This is a genomic window from Streptomyces sp. enrichment culture (assembly GCF_964273255.1).
Lineage (GTDB): Bacteria > Actinomycetota > Actinomycetes > Streptomycetales > Streptomycetaceae > Streptomyces.
The window spans coordinates 2,672,228-2,691,244 of the sequence record NZ_OZ186835.1 but is presented as its reverse complement, the minus strand read 5'-3'; the positions used below and the strand labels follow the sequence as shown (position 1 = coordinate 2,691,244).

Annotated in this window: 19 protein-coding genes; 12 read left to right on the top strand and 7 right to left on the bottom strand. The window is 72.3% G+C overall.

Annotation, left to right across the window (positions count from 1 at the left end; genetic code table 11):
- Positions 1-496: 496 nt before the first annotated feature.
- The 8 genes from ACSU53_RS11380 (at position 497) to ACSU53_RS11345 (ending at position 9,627) form a co-directional block, all read left to right on the top strand.
- Positions 497-1,549, top strand: a complete 1,053-nt coding sequence (locus ACSU53_RS11380) for a BMP family lipoprotein (protein WP_437026987.1) — start codon at positions 497-499, stop codon at positions 1,547-1,549.
- Positions 1,550-1,952: 403 nt separating this feature from the next.
- Positions 1,953-3,008, top strand: coding sequence for a BMP family lipoprotein (locus ACSU53_RS11375; RefSeq protein ID WP_437026986.1), 1,056 nt, complete (start codon positions 1,953-1,955; stop codon positions 3,006-3,008).
- 167 nt (positions 3,009-3,175) lie between these two features.
- A complete protein-coding gene (locus ACSU53_RS11370) occupies positions 3,176-4,789 on the top strand; it encodes an ABC transporter ATP-binding protein (protein WP_437033128.1) in 1,614 nt (537 codons plus the stop codon).
- Positions 4,789-5,910: an ABC transporter permease gene (locus tag ACSU53_RS11365; protein ID WP_437026984.1), complete on the top strand. Its 1,122-nt coding sequence runs from the start codon at positions 4,789-4,791 to the stop codon at positions 5,908-5,910. Before ACSU53_RS11370 ends, ACSU53_RS11365 begins: the two co-directional genes overlap by 1 nt.
- Positions 5,907-7,181: an ABC transporter permease gene (locus ACSU53_RS11360; protein WP_437026983.1), complete on the top strand. Its 1,275-nt coding sequence runs from the start codon at positions 5,907-5,909 to the stop codon at positions 7,179-7,181. The genes ACSU53_RS11365 and ACSU53_RS11360 overlap by 4 nt, the downstream gene beginning before the upstream one ends.
- Positions 7,178-7,582: a cytidine deaminase gene (locus tag ACSU53_RS11355; RefSeq protein WP_164333607.1), complete on the top strand. Its 405-nt coding sequence runs from the start codon at positions 7,178-7,180 to the stop codon at positions 7,580-7,582. Before ACSU53_RS11360 ends, ACSU53_RS11355 begins: the two co-directional genes overlap by 4 nt.
- A gap of 88 nt (positions 7,583-7,670) precedes the next feature.
- Positions 7,671-8,948, top strand: a complete 1,278-nt coding sequence (locus ACSU53_RS11350; protein ID WP_437033126.1) for a thymidine phosphorylase — start codon at positions 7,671-7,673, stop codon at positions 8,946-8,948.
- Positions 8,949-9,042: 94 nt separating this feature from the next.
- Positions 9,043-9,627 carry a Uma2 family endonuclease gene (locus ACSU53_RS11345; RefSeq protein WP_437026981.1) on the top strand — a complete coding sequence of 195 codons (585 nt, stop codon included), beginning with the start codon at positions 9,043-9,045 and terminating at the stop codon, positions 9,625-9,627.
- Between the two features lie 90 nt (positions 9,628-9,717).
- On the opposite strand, the gene ACSU53_RS11340 is transcribed toward ACSU53_RS11345, so the two are convergent.
- Positions 9,718-10,641, bottom strand: coding sequence for an AEC family transporter (locus ACSU53_RS11340; protein ID WP_437026979.1), 924 nt, complete (start codon positions 10,639-10,641; stop codon positions 9,718-9,720).
- Positions 10,642-10,854: 213 nt separating this feature from the next.
- Between ACSU53_RS11340 and ACSU53_RS11335 the strand changes: the two genes are divergently transcribed.
- Positions 10,855-11,247: an STAS domain-containing protein gene (locus ACSU53_RS11335; RefSeq protein WP_437033124.1), complete on the top strand. Its 393-nt coding sequence runs from the start codon at positions 10,855-10,857 to the stop codon at positions 11,245-11,247.
- Here ACSU53_RS11335 and ACSU53_RS11330 read toward each other — a convergent pair.
- Together ACSU53_RS11330 and ACSU53_RS11325 are read right to left on the bottom strand one after the other, a co-directional pair.
- The gene (locus ACSU53_RS11330) at positions 11,131-12,147 is read right to left on the bottom strand and encodes a sigma-70 family RNA polymerase sigma factor (RefSeq protein WP_437026977.1); all 1,017 of its coding nucleotides are present in this window, start codon (positions 12,145-12,147) and stop codon (positions 11,131-11,133) included. The genes ACSU53_RS11335 and ACSU53_RS11330 overlap by 117 nt on opposite strands.
- Before the next feature lie 195 nt (positions 12,148-12,342).
- Complete coding sequence (locus ACSU53_RS11325) at positions 12,343-13,626, bottom strand: MFS transporter (RefSeq protein ID WP_437026975.1); 1,284 nt, start codon at positions 13,624-13,626, stop codon at positions 12,343-12,345.
- A 63-nt stretch (positions 13,627-13,689) separates the two neighbouring features.
- Between ACSU53_RS11325 and ACSU53_RS11320 the strand changes: the two genes are divergently transcribed.
- Positions 13,690-14,643: a LysR family transcriptional regulator gene (locus ACSU53_RS11320; protein WP_437026973.1), complete on the top strand. Its 954-nt coding sequence runs from the start codon at positions 13,690-13,692 to the stop codon at positions 14,641-14,643.
- Between the two features lie 53 nt (positions 14,644-14,696).
- On the opposite strand, the gene ACSU53_RS11315 is transcribed toward ACSU53_RS11320, so the two are convergent.
- Positions 14,697-15,458 carry an alpha/beta hydrolase gene (locus ACSU53_RS11315; RefSeq protein ID WP_437026972.1) on the bottom strand — a complete coding sequence of 254 codons (762 nt, stop codon included), beginning with the start codon at positions 15,456-15,458 and terminating at the stop codon, positions 14,697-14,699.
- Between the two features lie 112 nt (positions 15,459-15,570).
- Between ACSU53_RS11315 and ACSU53_RS11310 the strand changes: the two genes are divergently transcribed.
- On the top strand, positions 15,571-16,728 hold the full coding sequence (locus ACSU53_RS11310; protein ID WP_437026970.1) for an adenosine deaminase: 1,158 nt from the start codon (positions 15,571-15,573) through the stop codon (positions 16,726-16,728).
- A gap of 140 nt (positions 16,729-16,868) precedes the next feature.
- Positions 16,869-17,222, top strand: a complete 354-nt coding sequence (locus ACSU53_RS11305) for an ATP-binding protein (RefSeq protein ID WP_437026969.1) — start codon at positions 16,869-16,871, stop codon at positions 17,220-17,222.
- A 175-nt stretch (positions 17,223-17,397) separates the two neighbouring features.
- Here the strand turns inward: ACSU53_RS11305 and ACSU53_RS11300 are convergent, their stop codons facing one another.
- From ACSU53_RS11300 to ACSU53_RS11290, 3 genes are all read right to left on the bottom strand, one after another.
- Positions 17,398-17,598, bottom strand: a complete 201-nt coding sequence (locus ACSU53_RS11300) for a PspC domain-containing protein (RefSeq protein ID WP_437026967.1) — start codon at positions 17,596-17,598, stop codon at positions 17,398-17,400.
- Positions 17,599-17,656: 58 nt separating this feature from the next.
- Positions 17,657-18,235 carry a VanZ family protein gene (locus ACSU53_RS11295; RefSeq protein ID WP_437026965.1) on the bottom strand — a complete coding sequence of 193 codons (579 nt, stop codon included), beginning with the start codon at positions 18,233-18,235 and terminating at the stop codon, positions 17,657-17,659.
- Positions 18,236-18,414: 179 nt separating this feature from the next.
- Entirely contained in the window at positions 18,415-19,005 is a 591-nt protein-coding gene (locus ACSU53_RS11290) for a hypothetical protein (protein ID WP_437033122.1), read from the bottom strand.
- Positions 19,006-19,017 lie beyond the last annotated feature (12 nt).

Here is a 19,017-nt window from a genome sequence, read left to right as displayed (position 1 = left end):
ACGGTCGATCGGACGGAGGGGGCGGCCGGGTGCCGGGGTGCGGCCGCTGCCGGCGCGCACGATGGCGCGGGTGCCGCGGGTGCCGCGGGTGCCGCGGGTGCCGCGGGCACGAGGGCGCGGATGCCGGCCGGCTTGTGGCCCCCGGGCGCCGCGGGCGGATGCCGGCCGGCCCGTGGCCCCCGGCGCCGCTCCTGCACCCTCCCGCCCAGGCCCTCGGCACTCCCGTCCCACCCGTCCCTCCCGTCCCCCGTCCGGCCGTTCCGGTTGCGGCCGGGACGGGGGAGGGGCAGCGTGGTGCCGCGCCGTCAGGCATGCGCGCCTGACCGGTTCCGCCCCTTTCCGCCCCGGCGGTCCCCCCGGTTCACCAGGGTGTAACCGGCCAGCGGCACGAATGGATAACGGCGCCGCGGAACCCCGTTCCCAGGAGTGTCTACGCGCGTTAATGTGCGCCGAACCGAGCACCCGCTGCGGGGCTTTGGAGAATGGGGAACTTCAGATGCGTCGGACATCGAAACTGACTCGCGTCGCGGTGGGGGTCGCGTCGCTCGCACTCGCCGCCACGGCCTGCGGCGGCACCAGCAGTGACAACGGCGACAGCGGCGGCAGCACCAAGGAGGACCTCGGTCTCGCCATCGCCTACGACATCGGCGGCAAGGGCGACCAGTCCTTCAACGACGCCGCCTACGCGGGTCTGCAGAAGGCCCAGAAGGAGTTCGGCTACAAGACCGCCGACGTCGAGCCCACCGAGGGCGAGACGGACGCGGACAAGGAGCAGCGCCTGTCCTCGCTGGCCAAGCAGGGCTACAACCCCGTCATCGGCGTCGGCTTCGCGTACGGTCCGGCGATGGAGGCGGTCGCCGCGAAGTACCCGAAGACCACCTTCGGCATCGTCGACTCCGTGGTCGAGGGCGACAACGTCGCCTCCCTGGTCTTCGCCGAGGAGCAGGCGTCCTACCTGGCCGGCGTCGCCGCCGCCAAGGCCACCAAGACCGACGTCGTCGGCTTCGTGGGCGGCGTGGACATCCCGCTGATCCACAAGTTCGAGGCCGGTTTCCAGCAGGGCGTCAAGGCCACCGACCCGAAGGTCAGGGTGATCCCCCAGTACCTGACCCAGACGGCGGAGGAGGGCGGCTTCTCCAGCCCCGACAAGGGCAAGGCCGCCGCCGAGGGCCAGATCGAGAAGAAGGCCGACGTCATCTACCAGGCCGCCGGTCTGTCCGGCCAGGGCGTGATCGAGGCCGCCGCCAAGGCGAAGGTCTGGGCGATCGGCGTCGACTCCGACCAGTACCAGCAGGAGGCCCTGGCGTCCTACAAGGACTACATCCTCACCTCCGCCCTGAAGGACGTCGGCGGCGCGGTCTACGCGCTGGCCAAGTCCGTCGAGGAGGACAAGCCGCTGACCGGCACCCAGGTCTTCGACCTCAAGGTGGACGGTGTCGGCCTGTCCGACAGCAACCCGAAGATGGCCGAGGTGCCGGGTCTCACCGACGCGGTGGCCAAGGCCAAGGAGGGCATCGTCGACGGGACGATCACCGTCAAGACGGAGTAGCGGACCGGCGCCGGCCGTGCGGCGCGGGGCGTCCGGGAGACGCCCCGCCACCGGCCGGCGGTGAAGGGTCCTGGTCCACCACCGCGGAGGCGGGCGGACGGCACACGTGCCCCCGCCCGCTTCTGCGTGTGGGCGGCACACGCGCCCCCGCCCGCCCGCGCGCATGGACGGCGCCCGCCCCGCCCCCTCGCACCTAAGGGCAGTGGCCGCCCTCACATCACCCAGGGCCACGTCCTCTTCGCAGTCGGCAACGCCGTGACCAGCGCGCACGACCGCTTGGCCACGGGCGCATAACAAGGTGGACAGAAGGGGTTTTCAGGCAGGTCTACGCGCGTTAATCTGCGGCGAAGCCAGCGCCGTTGCTGATACCGTCCGGCGCTTTGTACGACAGGAGCACCACACCATGCGCCGGATTTCCCGGATCACGGTCGCAGGCGCAGCGACCGCCTCCCTGGCCCTCGCCCTCTCCGCCTGCGGCGGCACCTCGACCTCCTCGTCCTCGGACTCCTCCGGGTCGAAGGAGGACAAGGGCCTGGCCATCGCGTACGACGTCGGCGGCCGCGGCGACCAGTCCTTCAACGACGCCGCCTACGCGGGCCTGAAGAAGGCCCAGGACGAGTTCGGCTACAAGACCGCCGACGTCGAGCCCACCGACGGCGAGACGGACGCGGACAAGGAGCAGCGCCTGGCCTCGCTGGCCAAGCAGGGCTACAACCCCGTCATCGGTGTGGGCTACGCCTACGCCGCCGCCGTGAAGGGTGCCGCGGAGAAGTTCCCGGACACCACCTTCGGCATCGTCGACGACGCCACGGTCGAGGCGGACAACGTCGCGGACCTGGTCTTCTCCGAGGAGGAGGCGTCCTACCTGGCCGGCGTGGCCGCCGCCGAGACCACCAAGACCGACGTCGTCGGCTTCATCGGCGGTGTGGACATCCCGCTGATCCACAAGTTCCGCGCGGGCTTCGAGCAGGGTGTCAAGGACACCAACCCGAAGGCCAAGGTCATCTCGCAGTTCCTGACCCAGACCGCGGAGGAGGGCGGCTTCTCCAGCCCCGACAAGGGCAAGAGCGCCGCCGAGGGCCAGATCGAGAAGAAGGCCGACGTCGTCTACGCGGCCGCCGGTCTCTCGGGCCAGGGCGTCATCGAGGCCGCCGCCGCCAACAAGGTGTGGGCGATCGGTGTCGACTCCGACCAGTACAAGCAGGAAGCCCTCGCCAAGTACAAGGACTCGATCCTCACCTCGGCGATGAAGGACGTCGCCAAGGCGGTGTACAACCTGGCGCAGTCGGTCGAGGACGGGAAGCCCGCGACCGGTATCGTCAAGGGCGATCTGAAGACGGGTGAGGTGAGCCTGTCGAACTCCAACCCGAAGTTCGCGGACGACGCCGAGCTCCAGGCAGCCATCGAGAAGGCCAAGGAGAAGATCATCAGCGGCGAGATCAAGGTCAAGTCCAGCTGACACCCCCTCCGAACGACCCGGAGCAGCGTGTGACTCCGGGGTTGCGTCCGCGCCACGGGGTGCGGGGAGCCAGGCTCTCCGCGCCCCGTCGGTTCGGTGCGCCACCCCTTTGTATGCCGTAGGGGCGCTACGCGCGTAGAAGGCCCCCGTCCCCAGGAGAGTGCGCCATCAAAGCGTCCAGCAGCCCTCCGGCCGGAGCGGCGGTCAACGGTCAGACCGCCGTCGAGCTCGCCGGGATCACCAAGCGATTTCCCGGTGTCGTGGCCAACCACGACATCCACCTGACTGTCCACAAGGGCACCGTCCACGCCCTGGTGGGCGAGAACGGCGCCGGCAAGTCGACCCTGATGAAGATCCTCTACGGCATGCAGAAGCCGGACGAGGGCACCATCGCCGTCGACGGCGAGCAGGTCACGTTCGGCTCACCCGCCGACGCCATCGCGCGCGGCATCGGCATGGTCCACCAGCACTTCATGCTCGCCGACAACCTCACCGTCCTCGAGAACGTCGTGCTCGGCAGCGAGAAGCTGTACGGGATCGGCGCCCGGGCCCGCCGCAAGATCAAGGAGCTCTCCGAGCGCTACGGCCTGGACGTGCGCCCCGACGTCCTGGTCGAGGAACTGGGCGTCGCCGCCCGCCAGCGCGTGGAGATCCTCAAGGTCCTCTACCGCGGTGCGACCACGCTGATCCTCGACGAGCCCACCGCCGTCCTGGTCCCGCAGGAGGTGGACGCCCTCTTCGAGAACCTCCGCGAGCTGAAGTCCGAGGGCCTGTCGGTCATCTTCATCTCCCACAAGCTGGGCGAGGTCCTCTCCGTCGCCGACGAGATCACCGTCATCCGCCGCGGCACCACCGTCGGCACCGCGGTGCCCGCCGAGACCACCTCCCGGCAGCTCGCCGAGATGATGGTGGGCAGCGAGCTGCCCAGCCCGGAGAAGGGCGAGTCGACGGTCACCGACCGCCCCGTCATCACCGTCGACAAGCTCCGCCTGACCGCCCCGGGCGGCAAGGCCCTGCTCGACGACATCACCTTCACCATCCACGAGGGCGAGATCCTGGGCATCGCCGGCGTGGAGGGCAACGGCCAGACCGAACTCGTCGACGCGCTGATCGGCCTGCGCGCCGCCGACTCCGGCGTCATCCGGCTCGCCGACGAGGAGATCACCGCCTGGAGCACCCGCAGGCGCCGGGAGGAGGGCATCGGCTACATCCCCGAGGACCGCCACCGCCACGGCCTGCTGCTGGAGGCGCCCCTCTGGGAGAACCGCATCCTCGGCCACGTCACCGAGAAGCCCAACGCCAAGGGCATCTGGCTGGACCCCAAGGCCGCGCAGGAGGACACCCGCCGCATCGTGACGACCTACGACGTCCGCACCCCGGGCATCGACGTCACCGCGGCCTCCCTGTCCGGCGGCAACCAGCAGAAGCTGATCGTCGGCCGCGAGATGAGCCACAAGCCGCGCTTCCTGATCGCCGCGCACCCCACCCGCGGTGTGGACGTCGGCGCGCAGGCCGCGATCTGGGACCACATCCGTGAGGCCCGCCGCGAGGGACTGGCCGTCCTGCTGATCTCGGCCGACCTCGACGAGCTGATCGGCCTGTCCGACACGCTCCGGGTGATCTACGACGGCAAGCTGGTCGCGGACGCCGACCCCGCGACCGTCACTCCGGAGGAGCTCGGCACCGCCATGACGGGTGCCGCCACCGGCCACCTCGAACACGAAGACACCCCCGAGACCTCGGCCGACGCCCCCGAGTCTCCGGAAGACGAGGCCCGCTGATGAAGAAGTTCGACAAGGAGCGCGTACTCCTCGCGGTGGCCGGACCGGTCATCGCGCTGGCCGTGGCCTTCGTGCTGAGCGCGATCGTGCTGCTCGCCTCCGGCAAGAACCCCACCGAGCCGTTCGCCCTGATGTTCCAGCAGGCGACGTACTCGGACATCCAGGTCCTGATCATCAACCAGGCGTCGATGTACTACATCGCGGCCCTGGCGGTGGCCATCGGCTTCCGGATGAACCTGTTCAACATCGGCGTCGACGGCCAGTACCAGCTCGCCGCCATGATGGCCGCCATCGTCGGTGCCCACGCCGACCTGCCGGCCGCCCTGCAGATCCCGCTGCTGCTCCTGACCGCCGTGTTCACCGGCGCCTTCTGGTCCGGCATCGCCGGTGTCCTGAAGGTCACCCGCGGCGTCAGCGAGGTCGTCGCGACGATCATGCTCAACGCGATCGCCACCGCCGTCATCGGCTACCTGTGGCTGCCCAGCGTCTTCGGCGTCAAGGTCGGCAACAACAACACCACCGGCGAGATGAACGAGTCCGGCTGGGTCCCCGGCCTCGACATGGGCGACGCGGGCGAGATCTACGGCCTGGTCCTCCTCGCCGTGGTGCTCGGCATCGGCTACTGGGTCGTCCTCAACCGCACCCGGTTCGGCTTCGACCTGCGCGCCTCCGGCGCCTCCGAGTCCGCCGCCGCGGCCAGCGGTGTCAGCCCCAAGCGCATGGTGCTCACCGCCATGCTGCTCTCCGGCGCCATCGCCGGACTCGCCGGCCTGCCGATCCTGCTCGGCGACACCCACACCTACAGCCTCAACTTCCCCACCGGCATCGGCTTCCTCGGCATCGGCATCGCCCTGCTCGGCCGCAACAGCCCGGTCGGCATCGCCTTCGCCGCCGTGCTGTGGGCCTGGCTCGACAAGGCGTCCCCCGAGCTGGACTTCCACGGCTACGACAAGGAGATCGCGGTCATCATGCAGGGCCTGATCGTCCTCTCGGTCGTCGTCTCCTACGAGGCCGTCCGCGAGTGGGGCCTGCGCCGCCAGCAGCGCCGTGTCGGCGCGGAGCTCGCCGCCGGACACGTCCTGGGCGCTGACAACAACACGAAGGAGGTGGCCGGCCGATGACTGCTCCGACCACTGCGACCGACGTCAACCAGCCGTCGCTGCAGCCCACGGCGCCGACCGGCCGCCGCATGTCGCTGCCGGTGCTGCTCCTGGTCATCGCCGGAGCCCTGGCGCTGACCTCGATCGTCCGCCTGATCACCGGCGCCAACGGCATCACCAACGTCAGCCAGATGTCCACCGCCCTCCAGCTCGCCGTCCCGATCGGCCTCGCCGGTCTCGGCGGTCTGTGGGCGGAGCGGGCGGGCGTCGTCAACATCGGCCTCGAGGGCATGATGATCCTCGGCACCTGGTTCGGTGCCTGGGCCGGGTTCCAGTGGGGTCCGTGGACCGGCGTCCTCGTCGGCCTCATCGGCGGCGCGCTCGGCGGCCTGCTGCACGCCCTGGTCACCGTCACCTTCAACGTCAACCACATCGTCTCCGGTGTGGCGATCAACATCCTCGCGCTCGGCGCCACCCGCTACCTCGCCCCGCTGGCCTTCGAGGGCCACCAGGGCGGCTCCGCCAAGCAGTCCCCGGCCGTCGAGTCGCTCGGCAACTTCACGGTGCCGGGACTCTCCGACGCCCTGCGGGACCTCAACGCCAAGGGCTGGTTCTTCGTCTCGGACATCGCGGGACTGCTCGGCGGCCTGGTCACCAACGTGTCCTGGCTGACCCTGATCGCCGTCGCGCTCGTCCCGGCCACCTGGTACATCCTGTGGCGCACCGCGTTCGGCCTGCGCCTGCGTTCCTGCGGTGAGAACCCGATCGCGGCGGAGTCCCTCGGCGTCAACGTCTACAAGTACAAGTACCTGGCCGTGATCATCTCCGGTGCCCTGGCCGGCCTCGGCGGTGTCTTCCTGTCCATCGTCGCCAACCCCTTCTACCTGGAGGGCCAGACCAGCGGCCGCGGCTACATCGGCCTCGCCGCGATGATCTTCGGCAACTGGATGCCGGGCGGCCTCGCCATCGGCGCCGGCCTCTTCGGCTACACCGACAGCCTCAACCTGCGCGGCGGCTCCGCCAACGTGCACGCCCTGCTGCTGCTCGGCGCGCTGCTGCTGGTCATCGGCGCGATCTGGCTGGCGATCCGCAAGAAGTACGTCCACGCGGCGATCACCCTGGTCATCGGCATCCTCGTCTACGCCTGGTACGCCGGCACCAACGAGGTCCCCAACCAGGTCGTCGCCGCCACGCCGTACGTCATCACGCTGGTCGTGCTCGCCCTGTCCGCGCAACGGCTGCGGATGCCCAGGGCGAACGGCATGCCGTACCGGAAGGGACAGGGCAAGTGACCCCGGCCGCGGCGGACGCCGACTGGGAGGCGCTGCGCGCCCTCGCCCGCGAGGCGATGACCCACGCGTACGTCCCCTACTCGGGCTACCCGGTCGGCGTGGCCGCCCTCGTCGACGACGGGCGCACCGTCTCCGGCTGCAACGTGGAGAACGCCAGCTACGGACTCGGCCTGTGCGCCGAGTGCGGGCTGGTCTCCGAGCTGCAGCGCACCGGAGGCGGCCGGCTCACGCACTTCACCTGCGTGGACGGCCGGGGCGAGATCCTCGTCCCGTGCGGCCGCTGCCGGCAGCTGCTGTACGAGTTCGGCGGCCCGGACCTGCTGCTGGAGACCCCGGCGGGCATCCGGCCGCTGTCGGAGATGCTGCCCCAGCCCTTCGGCCCGCAGCACCTCACCAAGTAACGCCCAGCGGCCCCCTCGGACGACGGTCGGTACCGTCACCCGGAGGGGGCCGCACCCTTCGCACCCCGGAAGGAACGCCAGCATGGCCATGGACGCCATCTCCGTCATCCGCACCAAGCGGGACCGCGCCGAACTCACCGACGAGCAGATCGACTGGGTCATCGACGCCTACACCCGCGGGGAGGTGGCCGACGAGCAGATGTCGGCGCTCGCCATGGCGATCCTCCTCAACGGCATGAACCGGCGCGAGATCTCCCGCTGGACGGCGGCGATGATCGCCTCCGGCGAGCGCATGGACTTCTCCTCGCTGTCCCGCCCCACCGCCGACAAGCACTCCACCGGCGGCGTCGGCGACAAGATCACCCTCCCGCTGGCCCCCCTGGTCGCCGCCTGCGGCGCGGCCGTCCCGCAGCTCTCCGGCCGCGGCCTCGGCCACACCGGCGGCACCCTCGACAAGCTGGAGTCCATCCCGGGCTGGCGCGCCCTGCTCTCCAACGAGGAGATGCTGGACGTCCTGGACACCACCGGCGCCGTCATCTGCGCGGCCGGCGACGGGCTGGCCCCCGCCGACAAGAAGCTCTACGCGCTGCGCGACGTCACCGGCACCGTCGAGGCCATCCCGCTGATCGCCTCCTCCATCATGTCCAAGAAGATCGCCGAGGGCACCGGCTCCCTGGTCCTGGACGTGAAGGTCGGCACCGGCGCCTTCATGAAGACCCTCGACGACGCCCGCGAACTCGCCCGCACCATGGTCGGCCTCGGCACCGACTCCGGGGTGAAGACGGTCGCCCTGCTCACCGACATGTCCACCCCCCTCGGCCTGACCGCCGGCAACGCCCTGGAGGTCCGCGAGTCGGTCGAGGTCCTCGCCGGCGGCGGCCCCGCCGACGTCGTCGAACTGACCCTCGCCCTGGCCCGCGAGATGCTCGACGCGGCCGGCCTGAAGGACGCCGACCCGGCGAAGGCCCTGGCCGACGGCTCCGCGATGGACGTCTGGCGCCGCATGATCACCGCCCAGGGCGGCGACCCGGACGCCGAACTCCCCGTCGCCCGCGAGCAGCACGTCGTCAAGGCCGCCTCCTCCGGCGTCCTGACCCGCCTCGACGCCTACGACATCGGCGTCGCCGCCTGGCGCCTCGGCGCGGGCCGCGCCCGCAAGGAGGACCCGGTGCAGGCCGGCGCCGGCGTCGAACTCCACGCCCGCCCCGGCGACGAGGTGACCGAGGGCCAGCCCCTCCTCACCCTCCACACCGACACCCCCGACCGCTTCGACTACGCCCTCACGGCCGTCGACGGCTCCTACGACATCGCCGCCCCCGGTACGGCCTTCAGGCCCACCCCCGTGGTGCTGGAACGCATCGCCTGACCTGCGCTTTCCCCGATCGGGTGAACGGGACCGGTGGACCCCCGCCGGTCCCGTTCGGCGTGCTGGACTCGACGTTGCCCCGAAGGAGGCCGTGATGCACGCACTCACCGTGAGCGAGGAACCCGAACAGCGCTGGGACGACCTCGTCCGGTTCTGGGAGAAGATGGAGTGGCCCGAGGGCAGCAGGGTGGAGATCATCGAGGGGATCGTCACCGTGTCACCTGCTCGCACATACAGTCATGATGAGATCGCGGCGCGCATTCAGCGCCGTCTGTACTTCCTGATCCCCGAGGCCTGGGAGATCTTCCGGACGCAGGCCATCGCCGTGCCGTCCCGGTTGGGCATGTTCATCCCGGATCTCGTGGTCGCCCCGGTACGGGACCGCACCGATCCTGAGTCCCACATCCCTGCCGCGCTCGCAGAGTTGGTCGTCGAGGTCACCTCCAAGTCCAATGCCCGCCATGACCGCGTGAGCAAGCCCGCCGCCTATGCCGCCGCGGGCATCCCGCTGTTCCTCCTGGTCGACCGCTGGGCCCCCGACGGCCCGGCCGCGACCCTCTACGGCGACCCCAAGGGTGACGTCTACCGGCCCCTGCTCACGGCGAAGTTCGGTGAGCCGCTGAAGCTCCCCGCCCCCTTCGGCCTCGTGATCGACACCGCGGAGTTCCCGGCCCCCTGAGTACGCCGGCGGGACGTGGCCGTCACGCAGGCCGGGCAACGGAAAACCCCCGGACTCCGGTGTCTGTGGCGTCCTCACGGGCGCGCACGCTCATCCCAGCAGCGCCGCCACGACCACCAGCACCGGGACCGACAGCACCGTCGACACCAGGACGGCCTCCCGGGCCAGGGTCTCGCCCGCGCGGTAGCTGCTGGCGTAGGTGAACAGGTTCTGGGCGGCGGGGAGCGCCGAGGTGACGACCACGTCGAGGAGGAGGGGGCCGCGCAGGCCGAAGACGCCGGCCGCCAGGACCCAGGCGACCGCGGGCTGGACGAAGGACTTCAGGGCCACGGCGAGCAGCACCGCGCCGCGCTCGCCGTTGCGCAGGGGCAGGGTGCTGCCGCGCAGGGAGATGCCGAAGGCGAGGAGGACCGCCGGGACGGCCATGTTGCCGATGAGGGTGAGGGGGTCCATCACCGGGCCGGGGATGTCCGCACCGGTCGCTGACACCGCCACGCCCGCCAGCGAGCCCACCGCGACCGGATTGCGCAGCGGGGTCAGCAGCCGGCGTGCCAGGGACTGCCGGGCGCCGTCGGCGGTGGCCAGGTCGAGCACGGTCAGCGCGACCGGGGTGACGCCGACGAGCTGGAACAGCAGGACCGGTGCCACCAGCGAGGCGTCGCCGAGGACGTACACGGCGATCGGGATGCCGAGGTTGCCGGCGTTGACGTAGCCGGAGCACAGGGCGCCGATGGTGGTGCGGGCCACGCCCCAGCGGCGGGCCACCCCCACCGCCACGAAGACGCCCGCCACGCCCACCGCGCTCAGCGCCGTGACCAGGAGGCGGCTGGAGAAGACGACGGACAGGTCGGCGTCGGCGAGGATCGTGAACAGCAGCGCCGGTGACGCCACCCGGAAGGCGAGCCGGGTCAGGACCTCACTGCCGTGCGGTCCGAGGTAGCCCCGCCGGCCGATGAGGTAGCCGGCGCCGATGACGACCGCGATCACCGCGAAGCCGCTCAGCACCCCCTGCACGGCGGCCCCTGACGGCGGAGCGGGACACCGGGCGCGGCGGGCGGTGGCGGTCTGTGGCACATGCAGCCAACCCTCCGGGGGCGGGCGCGCCCGGGTCAATGTGATCCTCGTGGCGTGGCTGTTGCCCCCGGTCCGCGCGCCGCCCGCGCCGGTGTCCCGCTCCCTTCCTCGCCCGGTCCCAGGACCCCGCCCCGGGACCGTGGCCGGGCCGCGATGAGTTCCGGGCTCCCGCCGGGTCTACCGGTCGTGGACGCCATGACACCGCCCGTACTCGTGCTGCAGGGCCCCGTCACCCGGGACGGGGTGCGGGAACCCTGCGCCGCGCTGCGCGCTCTGCTGGACGGCCGAGGCGGCGGCTGCGGGGTGGTCGTGTGCGACGTGGCCGGACTGGGGCCGCCGGGTCTCGCGGCGGTGAACCTGCTCGCGCGGCTGCAACTGCTGGCCCGCAGGACGGGCGGGCGGATCCGGCTGCGGGACCCCGATCCCGCGCTACGCGCCCTGCTCGACCTGGTCGGTCTCTCCTTCGAGGTGGAGGGGCAGCCCGAACAGCGGGAACCACCGCTGGGTGTCGAGGAAGCAGTGGAACCCGGTGATCCGCCCGTCTGAGATCTCCAGCACCTGCACCGCCCAGGGCGTGTGACCGCCGGACTCCGGGTCGGGCTTGTACTGCGCGAACCCGGGCAGGCCGTTGACCTGGACCGGAAGCAGGCGGGAGTGGGCGCAGGCGGCGCCCATCGTGGTCATGAAGCCGGTGATGTCCTCGGCGCCGGTCAGCCACAGGTCGAACGGCGGCATCGTCATGATGGCGTCCTCGTGCAGCAGCGCGGTCAGGGCCGTCATGTCGTACCCCTCGAACGCGGCCACGTACCGGTCCAGGAGCTTCTGCTGCTCCTCGTCCAGCGGGTCGGAGACGGCCGCGTCCTCACCCGGCTGCCGCCGCTCGGCGAGCGTGGCCCGCGCCCGCTGCAGCGCGCTGTTCACCGAGGCGACGGAGGTGCCCAGCAGCTCGGCGACCTCGCTCGCCCGCCACGCCAGCACCTCCCGCAGGATCAGCACCGCCCGCTGCTTCGGCGGGAGTTGCTGGAGCGCGGCCATGAAGGCCAGCCGCACCGACTCCTTGGCGACGGCCGCCTCCGCCGGGTCCTCGACGGTGGGCAGCACCCGGGCGTCGGGGACCGGCTCCAGCCAGGTGTGGTCCGGGCGCGGTGACAGGGCGGCCTGGGCGAGCGGGGTCGACTCGGTCAGGTCCATCGGGCGGGCCCGCTTGTTGCCCGCCGTGAGCATGTCCAGGCAGACGTTGGTCGCGATGCGGTACAGCCAGGAACGCAGGCTGGAGCGCCCCTCGAACTTGTCGAAGCTGCGCCAGGCCCGGACCATCGTGTCCTGCACGGCGTCCTCCGCCTCGAAGGACGAGCCGAGCATCCGGTAGCAGTACCCGGTCAGTTCGACCCGGTGGGCCTCCAGCCTGCTGTCCAGGTCCGTCGTCGTCGCCGTGCCGTTCGTCATCGTCCACCCGCCCCTGTGGCCTGTCCGTGGTGCGTCGTCGCATCCAGCACTTCGGAAGCTACCGCAGCCCACTGACAACGGCCCGGCGAGCGGGAGAACACGCAGGCCGGAGCGTGATCGTGCCGGAAGGAGCGGTCGGATCGGGCAGGGGGAGGAAGGGGTGGGGAGGGGGGCCGGAGCGCCCAGCGCCCGGGGTCAGGCGGCCGCGGCCACCCGCCGCTCCACCCGGGCCGCCCGGGTGCCCAGCAGGGTGATCGCCCCGACGCCCGCCACCGCGACGAGCCCCACGCCGACCGTGCCGGCCCAGCCGGTGCCGTGGAAGGCGAGCGCCCCGACGGTGCTGCCGACGCTGGAACCGACGTAGTACGCGGACTGGTAGAGCGCCGACGCCTGCGCCCGGCCGTGGGTCGCGATCCTGCCGACCGCGGAGGACGCCACCGCGTGCCCGGCGAAGAAGCCCGCCGTGATCAGCACCAGCCCCAGCAGCACGAGGGGCAGCGAGCCGGCCAGGGACAGCAGCAGCCCCGCCGCGGTCGTGGCGCCGCCGGCGTACAGCGCGCCCCGGCGGCCGAGCCGGCTCACCAGGCGGCCCGCCGCCGACGCCGACACGGTGCCCACCAGGTACACCAGGAAGATCGAGCCGACGATGCCCTGGGGGAGGGAGAACGGCGCCTCCGTCAGGCGGTAGCCGATGACGGTGTAGACCCCGCCGAACACCGTCATGAACAGGGCGCCGATCGCGTAGAGCCGCCGCAGCAGCGGGTTCGCGAGGTGGCCGCGGACCGTGCGCACCAGCACGCCGGGGCGCAGGGAGCCGGGCCGGAAGTGCCGCGGCGCGGGGAGCAGCAGCCGGAAGGCCACCGCGCAGCCCACCGCGAGCACGCCGACGACGGCGACGGCGACCCGCCAGCCCCACTCCTGCGCCACCCAGCCGGTGAGGACCCGGCCGCTCATGCCGCCGACGCTGTTGCCCGCGACGAACAGCCCGATCGCGGTGACCAGCGCCCGGGGCGTGACCTCCTCCGCGAGGTACGCGGTCGCGGACGCGGGCAGACCGGCGAGGGCGGCCCCCTGGAGCGCCCGCAGCGCCACCAGGGCGCCGAGGGAGGGCGCGAAGGGCACCAGGACCCCGAGGGTGACCGCGACGGCCAGCGAGGCGGTCATGACCGTCCGCCGGCCGTAGCGCTCGGAGAGGGCGCTCATCGGCAGGACGAACACCGCCAGTCCGCCGGTGGCCGCCGCCACCGTCCAGCTCGCGTCGCCCGCGCTCACCCCGAAGTCGCCGGAGATCAGCGGCAGCAGGGCCTGGGTGGAGTACAGCAGCGCGAAGGCCGCCACCCCCGCGAGGAACAGCGCGAGGCTCATCCGGCGGTAGCCGGGGCCGCCCGGGGACATCCGGGACTCGGCGGGAGGCGGGGAGGAGGGAACGTTCGGACCGGCGTCCACCAGGGTGGACGCCCCGGTACTGGCGGGAGACATGCCTCGAACGTACGGACGGCCCCGCTGATCCGTCCAATGCATGGAATCGTCATAATCGTTCCCATGGTGCATCAGCAGAGGTCAGCGGAGTGGCTGTCACCGTCCGGTGACACAGAAGACATGGTGATGTCGCTCGCGCCCCGCCTCGCGTACTTCGCGGGCGTGGCGCGGACCGAGCACGTCACGCGGGCCGCGCAGGAGATGCAGGTGCCGCAGTCCACCCTGTCGCGGGCGATGGTCCGGCTGGAACAGGACCTCGGCGTCGACCTGTTCGCGCGGCACGGCCGCACCCTCTCCCTCACCCCGGCCGGCCGTACGTTCCTGCGGTCCGTGGAACGCGCCCTCGCCGAGGTCGGGCGGGCCGCGGAGGAGGTCCGTGCCGACGCCGACCCGGCCACCGGCAAGGTCGCCTTCGGCTTCCTGCACACCATGGGCGCGGAGACCGTGCCCGGCCTGCTGCACGCCTTCCGCGCCGACCACCCGCGGATCCGCTTCGCGCTGGTCCAGAACTACGGCGAGGCCATGCTCGAACGCCTGCGCGCGGGCGACCTCGACCTGTGCCTGACCTCTCCGGTGCCGGACGCCCCCGACCTCGTCGCCCGCCGCCTCGACGAGCAGAAGCTGCGGCTGGTCGTGCCCGCCGACCACCGGCTGGCGGGCCGCCGCCGCATCCGGCTCGCGGAGGCCGCCGACGAGACCTTCGTGACCCTGGAGCCCGGCTACGGCCTGCGCCGCATCACCGACGACCTGTGCGGCCGGGCCGGGTTCCGGCCCCGGGTGGCCTTCGAGGGCGAGGAGGCGGAGACGCTGCGCGGCCTGGTCGCGGCGGGACTCGGCGTGGCGCTGCTGCCCCCGCCGGCCGTCCCCCGCCCCGGGGTGGTGGAACTGACCGTCACGTCCCCCAGGGCGGCCCGCGAGATCGGCGTGGCCTGGCTGGCGGGCCGCCCCGACACGCCCCCGGTCGCGGCCTTCAAGAAGTTCCTGCTCTCCCGCAGAGGGTCGCTGCTGCCGCACTGAGGCGGGGAGGGGACGGGGACGGGAGGGGGACGGGCCGGCGGCCGGGCGGTGTCTCAGCGGCGCAGGGACGAGCCGAACCCGGCGGCCAGGGGCATGCGCAGGCCCAGCGGCGGCGGCGCGGCGAAGGCGTCCTGGACCGGACGGGAGAACGGCCGGCCGGACAGCACGCCGCCCACGAAGTTCTCGGCCAGAGCGAGCACTTCGTCCTTGTACTGGCTCAACCCGTGCCCGTCGGCGTGGACTTCGAAGCGGCACACGTCCCGGTTGGCCTTCTTGGCCCGTGCCGCAAGCCGGAAGGACAGCTCCGGGTCGGTCCGCGCGTCGTGGGTGCCGTGCACGATCAGCACGCGCCGGCCGGCGAGGTGCTTCACCGGTTCGAGTGTGTCCCCGCCCTCCTCCCCGGGCAGCCACGGGGCCAGCGCCAGCACGGAGTTGACGGCGTCGTGCCCGCCGGCGCGCAGCGCGGCCCGGCCGCCCATCCCGAGTCCGGCGAGGCACACGGGGACGTCCCCGTAGCGCCGTACGGCCTCGTCGGCGGCCCAGGCGGCGTCGTGCGCGAGGTGGGCGTGGCCGCCGTTCCAGCCCCGGTAGCGGTAGTGGACGACGTGCACGACGAGGCCGTCGGCGCGGCCCGTGCGGCCGAGCCGCCGCCCCAGGGCGCGGACGGAGGCGGCCGCCATCATCGGGGACGGCCTGCGGGTGGAGACCTCGTCACCGGTCGGGAGCAGGAGCACCACACCGCTCACCGCCGTCGGTTCGGGACCGAGGGCCTTGCCGAGCCGGGCCCTGCGAACCGGCGTCGCTTGCTGTGCCATGACAGAACATTCTCAGAACCCGGGCCGAACCCGACCCGTCCGTGCGGTCACCGTTACGTATCGACGGATTCGTACACCGGTGATCTACGCGCGTAGGGGTTACAGTGCCGAAATGACCAGCCAGAGCATCGTGAACACGCCGACGGCGGATCAGATCCGCCGGGCGCCCAAGGTTCTGCTGCACGACCACCTGGACGGCGGGCTGCGCCCCGGCACCGTCGTCGACCTGGCCCGGGAGAACGGCTACGACCGGCTGCCGGAGACCGACGCCGGAAAGCTCGGCCTGTGGTTCCGGGAAGCGGCCGACTCCGGTTCCCTGGAGCGGTATCTGGAGACCTTCTCGCACACCGTCGGCGTCATGCAGACCCGCGAGGCGCTGGTCAGGGTCGCCGCCGAGTGCGCCGAGGACCTCGCCGAGGACGGGGTCGTCTACGCCGAGGTCCGGTACGCCCCCGAACAGCACCTGGAGGGCGGGCTGACCCTGGAGGAGGTCGTCGAGGCGGTCGACGAGGGCTTCCGGGAGGGTGAGCGGCGGGCGAGGGAGAACGGGCGGCGCATCCGGGTCGGCGCCCTGCTCACCGCCATGCGGCACGCCGCCCGTGCGCTGGAGATCGCCGAACTGGCCAACCGCTACCGGGACCGGGGCGTCGTCGGCTTCGACATCGCGGGCGCCGAGGCCGGGTACCCGCCCACCCGGCACCTGGACGCGTTCGAGTACCTGAAGCGGGAGAACAACCACTTCACCATCCACGCCGGCGAGGCGTTCGGGCTGCCGTCCATCTGGCAGGCGCTCCAGTGGTGCGGCGCCGACCGGCTCGGGCACGGCGTGCGCATCATCGACGACATCGAGGTCCGCGAGGACGGCACGGTCGAACTGGGCCGGCTCGCCTCCTACGTCCGCGACAAGCGGATCCCGCTCGAACTGTGCCCCAGCTCCAACCTCCAGACCGGGGCGGCGGACTCCTACGCCGGGCATCCCATCGGACTGCTGCGGCGACTGCATTTCCGGGTGACGGTCAACACGGACAACCGCCTCATGTCGGACACGAGCATGAGCCGGGAATTCGAGCACCTGGTCGAGGCATTCGGCTACACGCTCGACGACCTCCAATGGTTCTCCGTCAATGCGATGAAATCAGCATTCATTCCTTTCGATGAACGACTGGCCATGATCAATGACGTGATCAAGCCCGGATATTCCGAGCTGAAATCCGAATGGCTGTTCCGGCAAACCGCTTCCACCAGCGGTTCTGTCCCAGAGAAGGGCTGACGCGGAGGACGTGTGCACACGCGGAATGCGGACGGTGTTCACCATCCGTCCGCATTTCGATGTTTGCGGCGGGGGGTACGGCGTGTTTACGGTCACGGCACCGCTCACATCCCCGTATCCCATTTCGAGGACACATCTTCATGAAGCAGTCTGCTGCCAAGACCCTCGGCGTCGCCGCCCTCGGTGCCGCCTTCGCCGCCACCGGTGCGGGTGCCGCCAACGCGGCGCCGGCGCTCCCCGACGCCGGTTCGGCCCTGGACACCGTCACCCAGGCGCTTCCGGCGGAGAACCTCTCCGGCGTGCTGCCCGGCGCCGAGCGCGCCCTGGAGACGGGTCAGCACGTGGCGGGCACGGGCATGACGGCCGCCCAGCCGGTCGCCCAGCAGCTCGTCTCCGAGGGCCCCACGCAGCCGGTGGCCGGTCTGCTCGGCGGCCTGCCGCTCCAGGGTCTGCCCACCCAGGGCCTGCCCGTCAACGGCCTCCCGCTCGGCTGACCCACCCAGGCGGAACCGCGCCGACGGGGCGCCCCGGTGTACGGGCGCCCCGTCGGCGTACCCGGACGCGGCGCACCCGGCGCCCCGGCCGGACGCACCGGGCACCCGGTGCCCGGGGCGGGAGCGGGCCGTGGCGGGCCGTCCCCCGCGGAGCCGTCCGCGCCCCGGGCCCGCGTCACCAGGCGGCCCGTTGCCTGTCCTCCGACGGCAGCAGGATCCACAGCGCGATGTAGAGCAGGAACTGCGGGCCGGGCAGCAGACACGACACGAGGAAGATCACCCGCATCGTGGTGGTCGACGTGCCGAAGCGCCGGGCCAGCGCGGCGCACACTCCGCCGAGCATGCGGCCGTTGGTGGGGCGGGCGAGGCTGGACATCGTGGCTCCTTCGTGAGCGGTCCGAGGCTCCCGTCCGGGTGCCTCTCTGCCCTCCACGTTACGGAGACGAAGGGGGCAAAGCGTCGCTCCACGGGGCGATCCCGACCCTGGGAATCGTCGGGGTCCGACCCTGAGCCGGCTCCTGGAGCGGCGGCGGGACGGCACGGTTCCCGGCCCGGCGGCGCAGCCAGGACCGTCCGGCGGGCACCACGAGAACGTGCGCGAGTGCCGCGCCCGCCGTGTTCAGCAGCAGCGAGTCGACGTCCACGACCTGCCCGGGAACCGCGGTCTGCAGCATCTCGATGCCCAGCGACAGCAGGGCCGTCGCGGCCATGGTGCGCACCAGCGAGCCGAGCGGGGACACCCCGAGCCGGCCCCCGGCCATGGGCAGCAGCACCCCCAGGGGGGCGAGCAGCGCCAGTCCCTCGGCGACCCGGCGGGCGCCCTCGGTCCAGCCCGCCGCGAAGTCGGCCCGCAGCCCGTCGAGCGGGTGCAGGTTGGCGGGCATGACCCAGGGGACGTCGAGCGGACGCAGCGTGTACCAGGCCACGAACGCCAGATACGTGGCCAGGAGGATTCCCCCCGTCACACGGATGCGGATCGCGGCGGTGCCGCCGATGGAGCCTTGACGCTGCACGAACCCCTAGACGCGGCCCCTGGCACCATCGGTTCCGTGCGGGGGGCCGTTCCCCGGCTGAGGCGTGCGCCACACCCGGCCGCACCGGCGGCCGACTCCGTCCACAGCCGGGACACCGCCGCTTCCGGCCGCCGGCCGCGGGGCCGGACGGCCGTTCCCGGCATCGGGCGCCTTCGCCGTCAGCGGTCCCCGGCGGCCTGGGCCGACGGCGGTTCGTTGCTCCCCGGGCGGGCCCGCACTTCCTCGGTGCACTCGTAGCGGCGCGGCGGTTCGTCGCCGGGCCCGCCCAGCACCACCGACCCGTCGCCCTCCGCCGTGGCCGAGTCGGAGAAGGTGCACACGACCTGAGCGAGCGCGAACGACGTGAGGTCGCCGGGCGGGGTGCTCAGGCGCAGGGTGTCCTCCGGGTCGCCGGGACGCGGTCCGCTCACGGTCGTCCGCGCCGGGACGTGCGTGCTGTACCCGGCGCGCTTCTCCGCGGCCGTCGGCGGGGCGGCGAGCGCGTCCAGCACGCCCTGGGCCACCAGCGCGCGCCGGCCGTCGTCCGCCGCGCCGTCGGGGACCCGCACCGTGCGGTCCACGGCCGCCAGGGACGAGCCGCACAGCAGGAACAGCCGCACCGGCAGGCCCACCCCGTCCCGGGTGGTCACCTCCGGCTCGGTCAGGGAGCAGCGCACCCGGGAGGGCGCGGGGCCGAAGTCGGTCGGCACCTCGGTGGCCCGGATGCCGCAGCCCGTGACCAGGACGCCGAGCGCGACCGCGGCGAGCAGCCCTCTGGCGCG

What these genes read in the sequence shown, in the direction of transcription:
- ACSU53_RS11380 (WP_437026987.1), top strand. Translation starts at nt 497, where the DNA reads ATGCGTCGGACATCGAAACTGACTCGCGTCGCGGTGGGGGTCGCGTCG.
- ACSU53_RS11375 (WP_437026986.1), top strand. Translation starts at nt 1,953, where the DNA reads ATGCGCCGGATTTCCCGGATCACGGTCGCAGGCGCAGCGACCGCCTCC.
- ACSU53_RS11365 (WP_437026984.1), top strand. Translation starts at nt 4,789, where the DNA reads ATGAAGAAGTTCGACAAGGAGCGCGTACTCCTCGCGGTGGCCGGACCG.
- ACSU53_RS11360 (WP_437026983.1), top strand. Translation starts at nt 5,907, where the DNA reads ATGACTGCTCCGACCACTGCGACCGACGTCAACCAGCCGTCGCTGCAG.
- ACSU53_RS11350 (WP_437033126.1), top strand. Translation starts at nt 7,671, where the DNA reads ATGGACGCCATCTCCGTCATCCGCACCAAGCGGGACCGCGCCGAACTC.
- ACSU53_RS11345 (WP_437026981.1), top strand. Translation starts at nt 9,043, where the DNA reads ATGCACGCACTCACCGTGAGCGAGGAACCCGAACAGCGCTGGGACGAC.
- ACSU53_RS11335 (WP_437033124.1), top strand. Translation starts at nt 10,855, where the DNA reads ATGAGTTCCGGGCTCCCGCCGGGTCTACCGGTCGTGGACGCCATGACA.
- ACSU53_RS11330 (WP_437026977.1), bottom strand. Translation starts at nt 12,147, where the DNA reads ATGACGAACGGCACGGCGACGACGACGGACCTGGACAGCAGGCTGGAG.
- ACSU53_RS11325 (WP_437026975.1), bottom strand. Translation starts at nt 13,626, where the DNA reads ATGTCTCCCGCCAGTACCGGGGCGTCCACCCTGGTGGACGCCGGTCCG.
- ACSU53_RS11320 (WP_437026973.1), top strand. Translation starts at nt 13,690, where the DNA reads ATGGTGCATCAGCAGAGGTCAGCGGAGTGGCTGTCACCGTCCGGTGAC.
- ACSU53_RS11315 (WP_437026972.1), bottom strand. Translation starts at nt 15,458, where the DNA reads ATGGCACAGCAAGCGACGCCGGTTCGCAGGGCCCGGCTCGGCAAGGCC.
- ACSU53_RS11310 (WP_437026970.1), top strand. Translation starts at nt 15,571, where the DNA reads ATGACCAGCCAGAGCATCGTGAACACGCCGACGGCGGATCAGATCCGC.
- ACSU53_RS11305 (WP_437026969.1), top strand. Translation starts at nt 16,869, where the DNA reads ATGAAGCAGTCTGCTGCCAAGACCCTCGGCGTCGCCGCCCTCGGTGCC.
- ACSU53_RS11300 (WP_437026967.1), bottom strand. Translation starts at nt 17,598, where the DNA reads ATGTCCAGCCTCGCCCGCCCCACCAACGGCCGCATGCTCGGCGGAGTG.